Annotated in this window: 14 protein-coding genes; 8 read left to right on the top strand and 6 right to left on the bottom strand. The window is 52.1% G+C overall.

Annotated features, from left to right (window positions below):
• Positions 1–53 precede the first annotated feature (53 nt).
• Together BQ8005_RS11630 and BQ8005_RS11625 are read right to left on the bottom strand one after the other, a co-directional pair.
• Positions 54–956, bottom strand: a complete 903-nt coding sequence (locus BQ8005_RS11630) for a serine O-acetyltransferase (RefSeq protein WP_075318162.1) — start codon at positions 954–956, stop codon at positions 54–56.
• 76 nt (positions 957–1,032) lie between these two features.
• The gene (locus tag BQ8005_RS11625) at positions 1,033–1,509 is read right to left on the bottom strand and encodes a pyridoxamine 5'-phosphate oxidase family protein (RefSeq protein ID WP_075318161.1); all 477 of its coding nucleotides are present in this window, start codon (positions 1,507–1,509) and stop codon (positions 1,033–1,035) included.
• A gap of 358 nt (positions 1,510–1,867) precedes the next feature.
• Here BQ8005_RS11625 and BQ8005_RS11620 point away from each other — a divergent pair, with 358 nt between their 5' ends.
• Positions 1,868–4,072, top strand: coding sequence for a hypothetical protein (locus tag BQ8005_RS11620; RefSeq protein WP_159436248.1), 2,205 nt, complete (start codon positions 1,868–1,870; stop codon positions 4,070–4,072).
• 28 nt (positions 4,073–4,100) lie between these two features.
• The gene (locus BQ8005_RS11615) at positions 4,101–5,456 is read left to right on the top strand and encodes a zinc-dependent metalloproteinase lipoprotein (RefSeq protein ID WP_075318159.1); all 1,356 of its coding nucleotides are present in this window, start codon (positions 4,101–4,103) and stop codon (positions 5,454–5,456) included.
• 221 nt (positions 5,457–5,677) lie between these two features.
• Here the strand turns inward: BQ8005_RS11615 and rnr are convergent, their stop codons facing one another.
• Positions 5,678–7,834, bottom strand: coding sequence for a ribonuclease R (gene rnr, locus BQ8005_RS11610; protein WP_075318158.1), 2,157 nt, complete (start codon positions 7,832–7,834; stop codon positions 5,678–5,680).
• Between the two features lie 180 nt (positions 7,835–8,014).
• On the opposite strand from rnr, the gene BQ8005_RS11605 reads away from it, so the two are divergent.
• From BQ8005_RS11605 to BQ8005_RS11595, 3 genes are read left to right on the top strand one after another with little or no spacing between them, the layout of a single operon-like run.
• A complete protein-coding gene (locus BQ8005_RS11605; protein WP_075318157.1) occupies positions 8,015–8,929 on the top strand; it encodes a cation diffusion facilitator family transporter in 915 nt (304 codons plus the stop codon).
• A gap of 7 nt (positions 8,930–8,936) precedes the next feature.
• Positions 8,937–9,947 carry an NAD-dependent epimerase/dehydratase family protein gene (locus BQ8005_RS11600; protein ID WP_075318156.1) on the top strand — a complete coding sequence of 337 codons (1,011 nt, stop codon included), beginning with the start codon at positions 8,937–8,939 and terminating at the stop codon, positions 9,945–9,947.
• Positions 9,938–10,903: a phosphatase PAP2 family protein gene (locus BQ8005_RS11595; protein ID WP_075318155.1), complete on the top strand. Its 966-nt coding sequence runs from the start codon at positions 9,938–9,940 to the stop codon at positions 10,901–10,903. Before BQ8005_RS11600 ends, BQ8005_RS11595 begins: the two co-directional genes overlap by 10 nt.
• 142 nt (positions 10,904–11,045) lie before the next feature.
• On the opposite strand, the gene dusB is transcribed toward BQ8005_RS11595, so the two are convergent.
• Entirely contained in the window at positions 11,046–12,032 is a 987-nt protein-coding gene (gene dusB, locus BQ8005_RS11590) for a tRNA dihydrouridine synthase DusB (protein ID WP_075319165.1), read from the bottom strand.
• A 69-nt stretch (positions 12,033–12,101) separates the two neighbouring features.
• Here dusB and BQ8005_RS11585 point away from each other — a divergent pair, with 69 nt between their 5' ends.
• The 3 genes from BQ8005_RS11585 to dprA are packed head-to-tail and all read left to right on the top strand — an operon-like array spanning position 12,102 to position 14,966.
• Positions 12,102–13,385, top strand: coding sequence for a peptidase U32 family protein (locus tag BQ8005_RS11585; protein WP_075318154.1), 1,284 nt, complete (start codon positions 12,102–12,104; stop codon positions 13,383–13,385).
• A 13-nt stretch (positions 13,386–13,398) separates the two neighbouring features.
• Positions 13,399–13,818, top strand: coding sequence for an acyl-CoA thioesterase (locus tag BQ8005_RS11580; protein ID WP_021846989.1), 420 nt, complete (start codon positions 13,399–13,401; stop codon positions 13,816–13,818).
• A gap of 29 nt (positions 13,819–13,847) precedes the next feature.
• Entirely contained in the window at positions 13,848–14,966 is a 1,119-nt protein-coding gene (dprA, locus tag BQ8005_RS11575) for a DNA-processing protein DprA (protein ID WP_075318153.1), read from the top strand.
• A gap of 172 nt (positions 14,967–15,138) precedes the next feature.
• Here the strand turns inward: dprA and BQ8005_RS11570 are convergent, their stop codons facing one another.
• Positions 15,139–16,455 carry a PepSY-like domain-containing protein gene (locus tag BQ8005_RS11570; protein ID WP_075318152.1) on the bottom strand — a complete coding sequence of 439 codons (1,317 nt, stop codon included), beginning with the start codon at positions 16,453–16,455 and terminating at the stop codon, positions 15,139–15,141.
• A 575-nt stretch (positions 16,456–17,030) separates the two neighbouring features.
• Positions 17,031–17,786, bottom strand: coding sequence for a succinate dehydrogenase/fumarate reductase iron-sulfur subunit (locus BQ8005_RS11565; RefSeq protein ID WP_021846986.1), 756 nt, complete (start codon positions 17,784–17,786; stop codon positions 17,031–17,033).
• Between the last annotated feature and the right edge of the window lie 18 nt (positions 17,787–17,804).

The following is a 17,804-nucleotide window of genomic DNA, read 5'->3' as shown; positions in this document are numbered from 1 at the left end:
TTTATTTCAGATTTCAGAATTCAGATTTTAATGTTTCTTTCCCTCGTGCGCCTTTATTTCTTGGCTTTGGTCTGCACGATACGTGCCCCGGCGGGTACGTCTTCGGTCACCCAGATATTGCCGCCCACGGTCGCTCCACGTCCCACGGTGATGCGTCCCAGAATGGTGGCGTTGGAGTAGACGATGACGTCATCTTCCAGAATGGGATGGCGGGGAATGCCCTTGATGGGCTTGCCGTCGGCATCGAGGGGGAAGCTCTTGGCACCCAGCGTGACGCCCTGGTAGAGCTTGACGTTGTTTCCGATGATGCAGGTTTCGCCGATAACCACACCCGTGCCGTGGTCGATGGTAAAGTGGTGGCCTATCTGTGCGCCCGGATGGATGTCGATACCTGTCTCGCTATGCGCCATTTCGGTGATGATGCGGGGGATGAGGGGCACGCCGAGGCACAGCAACTGGTGGGCCATGCGATAGTTGCTGATGGCGCGGATGGCCGGATAGCAGCTGATGACTTCGCCGAAAGAGTGGGCAGCGGGGTCACCGTTGTAGGCAGCTTCGACATCGGTGGCCAGGATGCGCCGCATCTCGGGCAGGGTGGCGATGAAGCCTGCCGCCTTCTCGGCTGCCTGCTGGCGGAGCTGCTCGGTACAGCAGCCGTCCTCTTGCCCGTCGCCTGCAAAACAGAGGCCGGCCAATATCTGTTCGGTCAGCTGGTCGAAGAGCTGTTCGACGTAGACACCGATGTGGTATTTCAGTGTACGGCTGTTCACGTTCGAGATGCCGAAGTAGCCGGGGAAGACGATAGCGCGCGTCAGTTCGACGATTTGCTGCAATGCCTTGCCCGACGGGAGCGGATTGCCGTCCGTATGCTGGTGGAAAAGGCCTTTGTAGGACTCGCTTTCCGAAAGCTCGTCTACCGTCTGTGCCAAAATGTGGGTAAAGTTGAGTGGACTCATCCGAATATCCTTATATGGTTCGTAAAGTGACAACAAAGGTAGCAAAAACTTGCCAAATATCCTACATCCTCTTCATTTATAGCTCGCTCGGGCGTAATCCGAAGGATTTGCAGGTCATATTTTCTACCTGTATTTGCCATACTATTACGTTGCGTACGGCAGGGTCGCCCATAGTGCAAGGATAGTCAGTGTAGTGCTTCATCAGAAGGGTGAGGATGCGTCGCTTTTCGTCCATGTCGTCTACAAATTCGACACGTCCGCGGCAGATGACGCTACGGCTCTTCATGCTATACGAGCAGGCCACCTGCTGGTGCATCCACACCAGTTCGTGTCCGTCGCAGAAGGTGATGCACACGTCAGGATGCTGGCGGACCATTTCTAGTTTGCCGCCGTCGGGGCCGGAGTGTAGGTAGATGATGCCTTTTTCGTAAGCAAAGTTCATGGGGATGACGTAAGGATGGCCGTCCGCATCGGTGATGCCTACCATGCAATAAGGACATTGACGGATGATGTTTTCTATTTCTTTTGAATCGGTGATACTGATAGTTTTCATGTATTTGTTTTTTGTGGCAAAGTTACAGGTTTGCGGGGAAAAAACAAGAAGATTGTCGTGCAATCATGGGGAAAATAGTAAACATTGCTTTTCCCGCGCTCTTAGGTTTGCTGTTTCGGGGCTTTTCTGCATTGTTGAGCCGATGCGGCTTCTCTACTCTTCCTTTTGTCGCTTTTATACCTTAATTAAATACATGGGTTTGGGAAATTCTTTTTTTAAGAGCAGATTGCATTTTTTTGCTTGTTTGCTTTGCTTGTATATGATTTGTCTATAGGTTTGCACGCTGCACGAGAGGAAGATGGGTCATTGCGCGCAGATTCGCTTCTTTTCTGATAAAAAATTATTAAATTAAAGTTACATGAAATTAAAACCCTTTTTACCGCTAATCAGCTTGCTGATGCTGTTTGTCTTTACTTCTTGTAATGATGATGAAGAAGTCAACAGTGCATACCTGGACCTTAGCAAGCAAGTATTGACGCTGACCGAAGGTGAAGCTACGACTTCTACCTTTTCCTTCAGTGTGAAGGCATCTGATGCCAATATCCCTTACCTGTGTCTTTATGTAGACAAGCAAACTATTGATCAAGTATCGAAAGGTGAACTGACAGCTTTCTTGATGGATAACCTTAAGAAACAAGCTGAAGCTAAAGACACTCCATTCGAGCAATATGTTTCTTCCATTAGTTTGAAGGGCGATCAGACAGATTTGAAGATAGAAAATCTGCTTCCTGGTCGTATTTATGAACTGGTTGTGTTTGCAGTGGATGGTACGCGCGCAGCCGAACAGGCTGAGTATCTGTTCTTTCAGACGGATATTGCTGAACCTGTTGACTGCTCGTTCGATGTGCAGGTGTCTGGCATTACAGATAAAACAGCACAGTTTGCCGTGAAACCTTCTAATAAGGAAGTAGATTATTATTTCTGCACTTTCCCGAAAGCTACTTACCAACAAGCAGTAGATATGGGATGGGACAATCTACAGATTCTCAATACTTATTTCGGTGAGGAAATGAACTATCGGGTATCTGAATTGGCCCCTGACGGTAACATTACTCCTGAAATAATAGACCAACTCCTGAAGCAACTTTTCCATCAAGGTGACTTGACATTGAATGCATCGGGTTTGCAGAACAATACCGAATACATATGGATGACGGCTGCCTTCAAGACAGTAGAAGTAGACGGAGCTTTGACTTTCGTTATTGTTTCCGAACCTGCAACCGGTTCTTACACAACAGATAAGGGAGACAGCAGCATGATCGATATGAAATTCGATATACAGGTGACAGATGTAACGGCTACATCAGCCAAAATCAAAGTAGTGCCTGAAGATCTGGAGCAGACCTACATCTGGTGTTATGACCCTTACGATGAGTCGACCAAGGATATGACTCCTATGCAGATTGCCGAACAGTTCGTAAGATCACAAGGCCCGTTCGTTGGTTTTGTGGTAAAGAGCGGTATACAGGAAGCCCCTGCTGCTACATTGACTCCTGGCGTGAAACACTATGTATTGGCTTTTGCCTACAATATAGGTACAGGTATCGTTAGCGAGCCGCAATGTTATGAGTTCAATGCCAATCCTTCTGAGGGTGATCCCTCGAAGATGACATTCTCATACAGCATTAATTCTCTTGTTCCCTATCAGGTTGATTTCAATATCATTCCTTCTGACGAGACATTGCCTTATACAAGTCTGCTGATGCCCGACGAGGACTATAACGAAGCCGAGGCAAAGGCAGCCATCGAGGAAGAAGTAAAACTGGCCTATCAGGAAAGTCTGCGTTTCGACCCCGAGAAGCCTATGAGCACCTTCCTGTATGAAAGCTATTACCGTCCGGGTTCACGTTATAGCAATGTTTATAAGAACCTTACTCCGGGCAAGTCGTATACGTTGAGCTATTTTGCCTTGAACAACGAAGGAAAGGTAGCCCGTGTACAGGCTGACAAGTCGTTTATTACGGCTCCGCAATTCTCGGATGCAGAGATCAAGGGAGAATGCTTGGGTTACTTTGACGGTGACGAAGAGGCCGGCAAAATATTCGGTGATTCGGCTGCTACCGCAGGTCGTGCTATTGTCGTGATGCGTTTCACTCCTTCGGAAGGTACGAAAGATCCCCGATACATCTTGGTAGACAAGGTGTACGAACAGATGAGTGACGTGGAACTGTATACATCTTTCAACTGGACCAGCATCTCTGCCGAACGGAATTATTATGCCTATGTCCTGAGCGACTGGAATACGAACTACTCCTGCTTCATGTCTGTAAAAGATGAAGAGGGTGTTGACAGCAAGGTAGAGCGTCTGTCTATCGGCCAGCTTATTCAGGCCAATGCGGGCAACATTGAAGATCTGAAGAAAATCATCAATGATGCCAACGCCGGTACTAAGGCATTGAATCTGCCCAACCAGAAGATTGCCGCACAGACGGAAAAAGGAAACAAGAACCAGGTGCAGATACCTTACCGTCCAGCTGAAATGAAGCAGCAGGCCGTTGCTGGCCAGCCGATGACTTTCGGTCGCGAATTCTATCTGCCGGTAGTCAACTCTGTGAAGAAATAAACGTGTACAACCATTTAAACAAGAAAAAATGAAACTTAAACTGATATATCTGTTGTCATTCTTCTGCCTGCTCATGGCCGGGTGTAGCGATGACGATCCCGCATTGGTACTTTCGCAGACCGAATTCAAGGAAATCGCCAGCGAAGGAGGTGTCTGCAAGATCGAGATTTCGACCGCTAACGAATGGACTGCCACCAGCGACAACGACTGGTGCAAGGTGTCGAAGGAAGAGGGCGTGTTGAGCCACACGCTGGTCGTGGATGTTGAAGGCAACCTGGGAGAGGCTCGTACGGGCCAGGTGACCGTCAGCTCGCTGGGTGTTGACTATGTCATCACCATCAGCCAGCAGGGACTGGAAGAAGGAAAGGAACTGAAATACCGCATTCCCATCGTCTTCCACATTATCTATGCCGACGAGAAAGATTCAACTCAGAACATTCCGGCATCGACCATCTACGCAATGCTCGACGATGTGAACCAGATGTACCGCAATGCAGGCGGTACCAATACGGTAGACCTGAACATGGAATTCGTTCTGGCTGAAACCGACCCTCAGGGCAACCTGCTGAAGGAGCCGGGAATCGACCGTGTGAAGTGGCTGACTGCCGAACTCGATCCGGCTGACGTGATGGAAGACAATACACGCAAGTATGTGCACTTCCTGTGGGAGCCCAACGACTACGTCAACGTGCTGATATACCGCTTTACGGCCAACAACATCTTGGGTATCTCTACTTTCCCTTATACGACGGCTTCGCATCCGATGGACGGAACCGATGTGCTTCCCGACATGAACATCTCGCTGGCCAACCTTACCTACGTGCGCGGCGTGTCCATCAACAGCTCTTTCGTAGGCAATGTGGACGATGCTCTGACTCCCTATGCTCCTGAAAGCTATAAGGAAATCATCACGAAGCAGGTAGACGACGGCATCACGCTGGCTCACGAGCTGGGACACTACTTCGGTCTGCGCCACGCCTTCTCCGAGGCAAACGTCGGATGCCTGGATACAGACTTCTGCGGAGACACGCCGAGCTACAACTATCAGGACTACACCATGTTTGTACAAGGCATCTACCAGCAGATGGGCGAGGAAGGCTATGCCGCCAGCTTCGACTGGGAGAGCCTCTTCAAGCGTACGAACTGCCGTACCGGCGAAGAGTTCACTTCGCACAACATCATGGACTATGCCTACAGCTATCTGGATGAGTTTACGGCCGACCAGCGTCTGCGCGTTCGCCACGTGCTGGACTATAGCCCCATGATTCCGGGTCCGAAGCAGACACGCGCCTACCTGAGCACAAAAGCCGTGTCCGACGGTCCGATGGACCTGCCGTTCTCCGTATCCGACTGCGGTCCGCGCGGCCTGATGCTGAAACACTAATCGGTCAGCCGATTTGAGGAATACAGACAAAGCAGGCGCTTCCTACGGCGGAACTTCAGTTCCCCGCGCAGGAAACGCCTGTTTCTTATACTAGGAAACGCCCGTTCCCCTTAAAGGAAACAGGCGTTTCCTTTAAATGGTAACGGTCGTTCCCTTCAATGGTAACGACCGTTACCTTATAGGGGATACAGCTCCGCCTGCCTTGGACAGGCGGTATCTCCTTATTCTTCGAGGGCAAAGTCCAGCTGCTTCTTCTCCAGATTGGCGCGAGCCACGCGGATGGTGATGGGGTCGCCCAGGCTGTAGGTGCGGTTCTTGCGGCGGCCGCGTAGGCAATAGTTCTTCTCGTCGAACTCGTAGTAATCGTCATCGAGGTCGCGGATGGGTATCATGCCTTCGCACTTGTTTTCGTTGAGCTCCACGTAGAGGCCCCATTCGGTGACGCCTGAGATGACACCGTCGTACACCTGGCCGAGGCGTTCGGTCATGAACTCTACCTGCTTGTACTTCACGCTGGAGCGTTCGGCGCTGGCGGCCAGCTGCTCCATGGCGCTGGAGTGTTCGCACAGGGCTTCGTACTTCTTCTCGCTGACCGTGCGGCCGTGCTCGTCGAGGTACTTCGTGAGCAGGCGGTGCACCATCATGTCGGGGTAGCGGCGGATGGGCGAGGTGAAGTGCGTGTAGTAGTCGAAGGCCAGGCCGTAGTGGCCGATGTTGTGCACGGAGTAGCGTGCCTTCTGCATGGCGCGGATGGAAACGGTTTCGATGAGGTTCTCTTCCTTCTTGCCCTGTATGTCGTCCAGCAGGTGGTTGATGGATTTGGATACGTCGGTCTTCGTGCCCGTGGTGCGCAGCTTGTAGCCGAAGCGGGCGATGAACTGGGCCAGCGTGTCGAGCTTCTCGGGGTCGGGCAGGTCGTGGATGCGGTAGGGGAATACTTTGGCCTTCTTGCCCTTGGGCACGCGGCCTATCTTCTCGGCCACGGTACGGTTGGCCAGCAGCATGAACTCCTCGACCAGCTTGTTGGCGTCCTTCGACACCTTGAAGTAGACACTGATGGGTTTGCCCTTCTCGTCTATCTCGAACTTCACCTCGTAGCGGTCGAAGTTGATGGCTCCGGCGGCGAAGCGGCGTTCGCGCAGCTGCTTGGCCAGGCGGTCCAGCTGGAGCACTTCTTCCTTGTAGTCGCCTTCACCCGTCTCGATAATCTGCTGGGCCTCTTCGTAGGTGAAGCGGCGGTCGCTCTTGATGACGGTGTGCACCACGCGGGCATCCTTCACCTCAGCCTTGTCGTTCATCTGGAAGACGACGGAGTAGGCCAGTTTCTCCTCATCGGGGCGGAGGGAGCAGATGTAGTTGCAGAGGCGTTCGGGCAGCATCGGGATGGTGCGGTCCACGAGATAGACCGACGTGGCGCGCTTCTCGGCCTCCTTGTCGATGAGGCCGCCTTCCTTGACGTAGTGGGTCACGTCGGCAATGTGTACACCCACTTCCCACAAGCCGTCCTTCAGGCGGCGGATGGAGAGGGCGTCGTCGAAGTCTTTGGCGTCCTTGGGGTCGATGGTGAAAGTCGTGACGGAGCGGAAGTCCTCGCGGCGGGCTATCTCTTCGGCGGGAATCTCGTCGGGGATGCGTTCGGCTGCCTTCTCTACGGCTGTCGGATAGCTGTAGGGTAGGCCGTATTCGGCCAGGATGGCGTGCATTTCGGTAGTGTTGTCGCCCGCACGGCCCAGGATGTCGATGACCTGCCCGATGGGGTTCTTGGCCTTGTCCGGCCATTCGACGACCTTCACCACGGCCTTGTCGCCGCTTTTGCCGCCTTTCAGTTTGTCTTTGGGGATGAAGATGTCGTTGGCCAGCGTGCGGTTTTCGGTGACGAGGAAGGCATACGACTTGGTCACTTCGAGCGTGCCCACAAAGGTGTCGTTGGCCCGCTCCAATATCTCGATGACCTCACCCTCGGCGCTGCGTCCGCGGCGTTTGGCATAGAAGGCTATCTTCACGCGATCGCCGGCCATGGCGTGGGCCGAGTTGCGTTCGGCAATGAAGATGGGGTCGCCTCCGCCGTCGGGGATGAAGGAGTTCTTGCCGTTGCTTTTGCGCTGGAAGATACCCGTCATCTCCACACCGTGGAGGTTGAGTTTATATTTGTTCTTTTCCGTTTCGTTGATGTAGTCATCGTCCTGCAGCTCGTGGAGCACGTCCATGCAGAGCATTTTCAGCGGATGGGTAGTCAGGTGAAGCTGGTCGAAGATGTATTTCAGGGGCAGCACTTCGCCCTGTTTTTGGTGGAAGAAGTCGAGTAGAGCTTTTACGAGTTCCTTCTTGGTCATGCGTTTGCCGGCCTTTTTCTCTTTCTTTTCTTTTTTCTTTCCCATAATGGTAGGTTGTTTTATCAGGTTTGGTGGGATGAACCCTTGCAAAGGTAACAAACTTTTGTATTCGGTAGTTCAGACAGTCTCTAAATTCTTGTCTTTGTGCAGAATTTGCAGGTCAAAAGGAGAGTGATAACAGATTTGTCGTATCTTTGCTTCTCCTTTCAGAAATAGATTTGTAAAATGAAAGAAAAAAAAGAAAAGTCTGAAGAGGCGGTCCGTGAGGCCGGTATCTATCGAGTAACCCTTGTAGGCAGCGTGGTCAATCTGTTGCTGCTCGTATTCAAGTTTGTGGCAGGCATCCTTGGGCATAGTGCTGCTATGCTGGCCGATGCCGTCCATTCGTTGTCCGACTTCGTGACGGACATCATCGTTATCGTCTTCGTGCGCATTTCGTCGAAGCCCGAGGACGAGGGGCACGACTATGGCCACGGTAAGTATGAAACGCTGGCTACGGCCATCATCGGCCTGATACTGCTGTTCGTGGGCTTCGGCATCCTGTGGAACGGAGCCACGTCCATCTGGGACTTCTGGCAGGGAGGCGAACTGAAAGAACCGGGCATGCTGGCCTTGTGGGCGGCACTGGCATCCATCCTCTTCAAGGAGCTGCTCTACCAATATACCGTGCTGAAAGGCCGCCGGCTGAATTCGCAGGCCGTGGTGGCCAATGCTTGGCATCATCGGAGCGACGCGCTCTCGTCCATCGGTACGGCTGTCGGCATCGGCGGTGCCATCTTGCTGGGCGAGCAGTGGCTCGTACTGGACCCGCTGGCGGCCGTGGTGGTGAGTCTGTTCATCATGAAGGTGGCCATCCAGCTGCTGGTGCCCTGTGTCGAAGAGCTGCTGGAGAAGTCGCTCCCAGCCGAGGTCGAGGAGAAAATCAAGCAGGAAATTCTAGCTTTTCCTGGCGTTACTTCGCCTCACCACCTGCGCACGCGGCGGATAGGTAGCAGCTATGCCATTGAGGTGCATATTCGCATGGACGGGCAGATAACGCTGGAGGAGGCCCATCATACCGCCACGGCTATCGAGAACCGCCTGAAGAGCGAGTTCGGAAGTCGGACTTACATTAATATACATGTAGAACCTGTAAAATAGACAGAGCATGAAACAGAGTATCCTGATAACGGGCGCCAGCGGTTTCATCGGCAGCTTTCTGGTAGAAGAGGCTCTGTGCCGTGGATTCGAGACGTGGGCAGGCGTTCGCGCGTCGAGCAGTCGCAAGTATCTGCAAGAGCCCGGCCTGCACTTCCTGGAGTTGGACTTTGCCCACACCGACCGTCTGTTCGAACAGCTCAAGGCTCATCGCGAAGCGCATGGGGCTTTCGACTACGTGGTGCACTGCGCGGGCGTGACGAAATGCATCGACCCTGCCGACTTCGACCGCGTGAACTGTGGGCAGACCTGCGCCCTGGCCAATGCTCTTCGGAGTCTCGACATGACGCCCCGCCAGTTTGCTTTCATCAGTACGCTGAGTGTCTTTGGGCCTGTCCACGAGAATACTTACGAGCCCATCCGCGAAACCGACACGCCCCAGCCCAACACGGCTTACGGTCGGAGCAAGCTGAAGGCGGAGCAGGCCTTGCTGGCCATGGACGGTTTCCCCTGCGTCATTTACCGCCCCACGGGTGTCTATGGTCCCCGCGAACGCGACTATTTCCTGATGGCCGAATCTATCAAGCGGCACGTGGATATGTCGGTGGGCTACCGGCGCCAGGACCTGACGTTTGTCTATGTGAAGGATGTGGTGCAGGCCGTGTTCCTCGGCATCGAGCGGAGTATCAAGGGACGTGCTTACTTCCTGTCCGACGGGCAGGTATATGCCAGCCGCACGTTCTCCGACCTGATACGCCGCGAATTGGGCAATCCGCTGATTATTCGCATTAAATGCCCGCTGTTTCTATTAAAAGTTGTATCTTTGCTGGCCGAACGGTGGGCTGCCCTGCGGAAGACGACGAGTACGCTCAACCGCGACAAGTATAATATAATGAAACAACGCAACTGGCAGTGTGACATCACGCCCGCCGTCCGTGAGCTGGGGTACCGGCCTGAATACGACCTGGAGCGCGGCGTGAAGGAAACCATTGCCTGGTACAAGAAAGAAGGATGGCTTTAGATATATTCAAGATGGTGGATACCCGTAAGGGGCTGTTTGCGATAGAGAAGGTGTCGCTCATCTACAACCTGCTCACATCAATCCTGATACTGTTTCTGTATCAGCGTATGGACCATCCCCTGCGGATGCTGGGCGATCGTGCGCTGATAGCTGCCGTGACCTTTCTGCTGATGTATCTCTACCGCTTGGCACCCTGCAAGTTTTCTGCCTTTGTGCGTGTCACGATACAGATGTCGCTCCTGTCCTACTGGTATCCCGACACGTATGAGTTCAACCGCCTCTTCCCCAATCTGGACCATGTGTTCGCTTCGGCCGAGCAGTGGCTCTTCGGCGGGCAGCCCGCCATCTGGTTTGCCGAACGCCTGCCCTATATCTGGGTGAGCGAACCGCTCAACATGGGTTACTTCTTCTACTATCCCATGATGCTGGTCATCGTGCTGTGGTACTTCATCCGCCGTTTCGACTTGCTGGAGAAGGTATCTTTTGTTATTATCTCCTCCTTCTTCCTTTACTATTTCATCTACATCTTCGTACCTGTGGCAGGACCTCAGTTCTACTTTCCGGCCATCGGCATGGAGAATGTTCTGAACGGTGTCTTTCCCTCTATCGGCGATTACTTCAATCACAATCAGGAGCTGCTGCCGGGGCCGGGTTATGAGCATGGTTTCTTCTATAATCTGGTGGAGAGTTCGCAGCAGGTGGGTGAGCGTCCTACGGCCGCCTTCCCTTCGTCGCATGTCGGTGTGTCGACCATCCTGATGATTATGGCCTGGCGTGGCAGCCGCTGGCTTTTTGCTTGCCTCCTGCCTTTCTACGTGTTGCTCTGCTGTGCCACGGTCTATATTCAGGCGCACTACCTCATCGATGCTATAGCAGGCTTCATCACGGCTTTTGGACTGTATGTGCTCACCACGTGGATGTTCAAGCGCTGGTTTGCACAACCCCTGTTCCGCTAATTGCATGCTTCCTATGAATTTGTTCGTTTCGGGCGTTCATAAAAAAAGACCGTATCTTTTGCCTTAAAACATTGCTTTCTTTGCAGGAAAACATTGTTTCTTTCGGAGCAAAAGATACAACCTTTTCAGTGGGTAGTTCGGCTTAGAGGCCGAAGAACTTCCGTCCTATCTCGTCGAAGATGGTATAGAGCTCTTCCTTCGTCTCGGCACGAAGCATGGCGATACGTGTGTCGCGGAAGTTGGGCAGGCCTTTGAACAGAGGGCTGGCGGCCAGATGGCGGCGTACGTGGAGGATACCGCGGCGTTCGTCCAGTAGGTTGACGCTGTCTTCCACCTCCTGGCGGAGCACGTTCATGCACCATTCGGGGGTGAGGGGAGGAAGCTCCTCGCCCGTTTTCAGATAATGTTTCACTTCTTTGAATATCCACGGCCGTCCGAAGCTGGCGCGGCCTATCATGATGGCGTCTACGCCGTAGCGCTCGAAGCACTCGAGGGCGCGTTGTGGGGTGGTGACGTCGCCGTTACCGATGATGGGGATGTGCATGCGCGGATTCCGCTTCACCTCGCCGATGAGGGTCCAGTCAGCCTCACCTGTGTACATTTGCGCGCGGGTACGACCGTGGATGGTCAGGGCGCTGATGCCGCAATCCTGCAACTGCTCGGCCAGGGTGACGATAATTTTGTGTTCGGCATCCCAGCCGAGGCGGGTTTTCACGGTGACGGGTATCTTCACCGCATCGACCACGGCGCGGGTGATTTCGAGCATTAGCGGGATGTTCTGGAGCATGCCTGCTCCGGCTCCTTTGCCCGCTACGCGCTTCACGGGGCAGCCGAAGTTCAGGTCGAGGATGTCAGGGCGCGCCTGCTCCACAATCTTGGCAGCTTCGACCATCGTGGCCGTGTCTCGTCCGTATATCTGGATGGCTACGGGACGTTCCTCGTTGCTGATGTTGAGCTTCTGCTCCGTCTTGCTGACGGAGCGTATCAGGGCGTCGGCCGAGACGAACTCGGTATATACCATGTCGGCGCCGAAGCGCTTGCACATCAAGCGGAAGGCGGGGTCGGTGACGTCCTCCATCGGGGCGAGGAGCACGGGGCGCGGACCCAGGTCTATGTTGGCTATTTTCATATTCTGTTGCATTTAGGCTGCAAAAGTACGGAAAAATATCTACCTTTGCCACATAACTGATAAAAAGACATGGAACTGAAAGATTTTGAAATAATGGCTCCCGTCGGCTCGCGTGAGTCGCTGGCCGCTGCCATACAGGCCGGAGCAGACTCCATCTACTTCGGCATCGAGAACCTGAACATGCGTGCCCGTTCGGCCAATACGTTCTCCATCGACGACCTGCGCGAGATAGCCCGTACGTGCGACGAACACGGCATGAAGAGCTACCTCACCGTGAACACCATCATCTACGACCAGGACATTCCCCTGATGCGCACCATTGTGCGTGCCGCCAAGGAGGCCGGCATCTCGGCCATCATCGCTGCCGACGTGGCCGTGATGACCTATGCACGAGAGATAGGGCAGGAGGTGCACCTCAGCACCCAACTCAACATCAGTAATGTCGAGGCCCTGCGCTTCTATGCCCAGTTTGCCGACGTGGTGGTGCTGGCGCGTGAACTGAATCTGGAGCAGGTATCTGAAATCTACCGCCACATCTGCGAGGAGAATATCTGCGGCCCGTCGGGTCAACGCATCCGCATCGAGATGTTCTGCCACGGCGCCCTGTGCATGGCCGTCAGCGGCAAGTGCTACCTGTCGCTCCACCAGATGAACAACTCAGCCAACCGCGGTGCCTGTATGCAGGTGTGCCGCCGCTCCTACATCGTGCGCGACAAGGAGACCGACGCCGAGCTGGAGATTGACAACCAGTACATCATGTCGCCTAAGGACCTGAAGACCATTCACTTCATGAACAAGATGATGGATGCGGGCGTGCGTGTGTTCAAGATAGAAGGCCGTGCGCGCGGCCCCGAGTATGTGCGTACCGTGGTGGAGTGCTACAAGGAAGCCATCCGTGCCTATCTGGACAATACGTTCACGGACGAGAAGATAGAAGAGTGGAACCGTCGCCTGGCTACGGTCTTCAATCGCGGCTTCTGGGACGGCTACTACCTGGGGCAGCGTTTGGGTGAATGGACGAAGAACTATGGTTCGGCGGCCACGGAGCGCAAGATATACGTGGGCAAGGGCATCCGTTATTTTTCCAACATCGGTGTGGCCGAGTTCCTCGTGGAGGCGGCCGAAATCAATGTGGGCGACAAGCTGCTTATCACCGGCCCCACGACCGGTGCCGAGTATGTCACGCTGGAGGAGGCGCGCGTTGATTTGAAACCTGTTCAGACCGTCCACAAGGGTGAACACTTCTCCATGAAGTCCGTCAAGATACGCCCCAGCGACAAGCTCTACAAGCTGGTCAGCCTCGAGGAGCTGAAGCGGTTCAAGGGACTGGACGTGGAGCATCAGCGAGGATAATAAATTCAATATTATGGCAGAAAAATACATCTACGAGCTGGAAATGAAGGTGCGCGACTACGAGTGCGACCTGCAGGGCATTGTGAACAATGCCAACTACCAGCACTATTTGGAACATACGCGTCACGAGTTTCTCACCTCCGTGGGCATTAGCTTCGCCGCCCTCCACGAGCAGGGTGTTGACCCCGTAGTGGCACGCATCAGCATGGCCTTCAAGACGCCGTTGAAGAGTGGCGACGAGTTTGTCTCGAAGCTCTACATGAAGAAAGAAGGTATCAAATACGTCTTTTATCAGGATATCTTCCGTAAGAGCGACGGCAAGGTGTCATTGAAGGGTGTGGTCGAGGCCGTCTGTGTGGTGAACGGACGGTTGAGCGAGAGCGAGTTGTTTGATCGTGTCTTTGCTCCTTATCTGGCATCTACGGCAGACTAAGAAGCTTCTTATACTTAAATCTGAATACCATGAATACTGATGAACGACTTTGTAGTATTGCCCTGACCCTTTGTCCGGGCATTGGACACATCGGTGCCAAACGGTTGGTGGATACCGTAGGTAGTGCGGCCGATGTGTTCGGTCTTCGTACGGAGTTGCCTGAGCGTTATCCGGGCATCTTCCATACTTCTGTTGTGGCTGCGCTCGACAATCCAGCTGCTTTTCTTCAGGCCGAGAAGGAACTGGAGTGGGCCGAGAAGAACCGAGTGGACTGCCTGACGCTGTCTGATGAACGCTATCCCTCACGTTTGCGCGATTGTGAAGATGCCCCCATCGTATTGTTTTTTAAGGGAAATGCCGACTTGAACCGCCTGCGGGTAGTTAGCATGGTAGGTACGCGTCGGGCGACAGATTACGGTAAACGCTTCTGTACCGATTTCCTCCGAGACCTTTCCGAGCTGTGTTCCGATGTACTGGTGGTTAGTGGTCTGGCTTACGGCATTGACGTGCATGCCCATCGTGCAGCTCTGTCCAACGGGCTTTCTACTGTAGGAGTATTGGCCCATGGTCTGGATCGCATCTATCCTGCTGTCCATCGGAAAACAGCCGTCGATATGCTGGCTGAGGGCGGTTTGCTGACTGAGTTTCTTACAGATACTAATCCCGACCGTCACAATTTTGTCAGTCGCAATCGTATCGTGGCCGGCATGAGTGATGCTGTTATTGTCGTGGAGTCAGCGGCTAAAGGAGGCTCGCTCATTACGGCGGAGTTGGCCGAGGGTTACCATCGTGATTGCTTTGCTGTGCCTGGTCGGGCAACAGACGAATATTCGATGGGTTGCAATCAATTGATACGTGACAACAAAGCAGCTCTGATAAACGATGCGTCAGATTTCGTGAAGGCTATGAATTGGGGACATGGTGAGGAATGTCGCAAGACAGCCGCTGTCCAACGTAGTCTTTTTCCTGAACTGACGGAGGAGGAGATGCGTGTGGTCAAGATTTTGAGTCGTGATGATTTGCACATTAATACGCTGGTTGTTGAGGCTAATATCCCTGTAAACCGTATGAGTGCCATTCTTTTTGAGTTGGAAATGAAAGGAGTAGTGAAGGCGCTGGTGGGTGGAGTGTATCATCTGTTGGCATAAACCCCTGCATGGGTGTCAGACAATTCTGGTAAATGGTGGTCTGACACAGTGCTTCCTGGCCTTCTGACACAGTGCTTCGTCAGGGGCTCATGAAGCACTTCCTGACACCCTCATGCAGTGCTTCGTCAGCCCCTCACGAAGCACTTCGTGAGAGACCGACGAAACGGATCATTTAGTCGTCATATTCCGTGCGTAGGATTTCGCCTGTGGGGCTGATGTACAGCTTCAGTTCATCACGTCCTTTGCGCACTTCCACTTCGTACCAGATACTGTCAGCCGTTTCTACGTAACCGAATTCATTGTCGTCCAGCGTATATCCTTGGGCGGTGATTGTGTTCTTGACAGCATCAGGCAATTGTCGCACTTCCCATTCCGTGCGTACCCACTGATTCTGCCCGCTGAACTTAACCTCCTTTTCTATGCCATCGTGTAGGATATCTATCTCCAGATAGCCATGGTCGTAATCCTTTTCCAAGATGATTGCGCCGGGGTACTTTTGGTCGATGAAGTTTTGAAGTTCGTCCTCTACGGGTACGTTGCTGTTCCCTCCATCACTTCCATTCTGTGGACGACTGATGATGCCGGTCTCGTTCACATATACTTTTACATCATCGTCGTATGCAGTTTTGAGTTTGAAGCAGTAGTAGGTTCCGTTGTCACGTGTGGTGTATTTTTCCACGTCGTCGATAGCATTATCGCTGGTGTAGTAAGGCGAGGTGCGCAGATGGTTCAGGATGCTGGTCGGAATTTGTGTCAAGTCTCTGCGCTCATATTCGGTTTTGGTGTAAACCCACTGCTGCTGGTTGTCGAACAGGATCTCGTGTTTCAGTCCATTGGCAATGATTTCCACTTCCGTGCCGTTTTGCTCACAGTCGTAATCCACGATGCGCGCGTTGGGAAAGTTCTGGTCGAGCCAGGTCTGTATGTTTCCTTCCGGTTGTTGCGGCAGGTATTCGTGGTAGTCGTTATCAGCTTCCGCATTTACGATTTCTTTCACGAGAATACCTTCCTCTGTATAATACAGGTCGACTTCTGTTTCCACATTTCCTTCTTTTTGGCTTACTTCAATGATGTACAGCGTTTCGTTGTTGTCACTACGTTGTAACTTGTCTATTTCGTTATCCATTCGCCAACTTGCATACGGGCTTGCCTCAAAGGCTGTTTTTACGGCTTCGGGTAATTGCTGGTAACTAATCTCCGTTTCTGTCATATTCCAGTGCCCTGCCATATTGAACCAGGCTGTATTATTGGGCTCATGGCCTCCAGTACGAGTACTGGCCAAGTAGAAATTGGCAACGGCGTATGTATCTTTGGTACTCCAGGTTACGTTGGTGGCATTGGGATATTTGGCATTGAATTCTAGAATAACCTTTTCAGGAATATTTTCGGGGACAGGATTGGAGTGCAAATCATCGTTGTCATTGCAGGATGTCATCAGGACGAAGCTACCTGTAAGTAAAATGTGGCATAATGATAAGATTCTTTTCATAATTAATTGTTTTTGGGTTGATAATCGGTTTGCTTTAAAATAAGACTGTCGAGCCTATCTTTTCTCACCACAAAGAAATAGGGCAAATTGGGAAAGAAACTGGAATTATCTTCAAGTTGAATGATTTTTCAGAGATTTATATCTTGAAGAGAGTGCATTTGGAACATATGGATATAAAAAATGGGCTCCGCCGAGCCCAACCTTTGTTAACCTTAAATCTAATACTATGAAAAAAATCACTGCACAAAAGTATAGCTTCTTTTCTTATCTACCAAAATAAATGTCTTTTTTACACTTTATTTTAAACTACTTTCACTATTGTTTATTGTTTGCGTGCACGGAGTGCCTTTGTTTTATCGTTCGCGTACACGGATTTAAGATTTGGAGTAAATATAGCATGATAGATATCAAGTTGTAAATCGATTCTATCGGGGTGTTTCTCATTAATCTGGTGGGAGGCGGTTTTGAAATGAGGAGGTCTATTTTGTTGTTTCGGGGAATAAAAAACTCCCCTGCCAAGAGTTTTTAGCAGAGGAGTTCGTGTTGATATTAATCAAATGTAGAAAGGAGTCTGATTAGTCTTTCAACTTGGCACGGATGAAATCGCGGTTCAGGCGGGCGATGTTGCTGATGGAGACGTTCTTCGGACATTCAGCCTCGCAGGCACGAGTATTGGTACAGTTACCGAAGCCCAGTTCGTCCATCTTAGCCAACATGGCCTTGGCACGGCGCAGAGCCTCTGGCTTGCCTTGAGGCAGCAGATTGAGCTGGCTTACCTTGGCTGATACGAACAACATTGCCGAACCATTCTTACAAGCGGCTACACAGGCACCACAACCAATACAGCTGGCAGCGTCCATAGCCTCATCTGCAATGGTTTTCGGAATAAGGATAGCATTAGCGTCCTGAGGAGCACCTGTATTTACGCTTACATAGCCACCGGCCTGCATAATCTTGTCATAAGCCGTACGGTCTACCATCAAGTCCTTGATAACGGGGAAACCTGCAGAACGCCAAGGTTCTACAGTGATGGTGTCGCCATCGTTGAAGCGGCGCATATAGATCTGACAAGTTGTTGCACCCTGTGCAGGTCCGTGCGGATGTCCGTTGATGTAGAGTGAACACATACCGCAGATACCTTCGCGGCAGTCGTGGTCGAATACAACCGGTTCCTTACCTTCAGAAATCAGCTGCTCGTTCAGAATGTCCAGCATTTCCAGGAAAGAAGTATCGCCGGGAATGTCTTTCATCTGATAGGTTTCGAAAGCGCCTTTGGCTTTAGGACCTGCCTGACGCCATACTTTCAGTGTAAATGATATATTTTTATCCATTTTTGTTAGTTCTTTAAT

The organism is Bacteroides togonis (assembly GCF_900130135.1).
GTDB classification, from domain to species: Bacteria; Bacteroidota; Bacteroidia; order Bacteroidales; family Bacteroidaceae; genus Bacteroides; species Bacteroides pullorum.
Note: the sequence above shows the minus strand (reverse complement) of the source record. Positions and strands in the feature narration are given on the sequence as shown.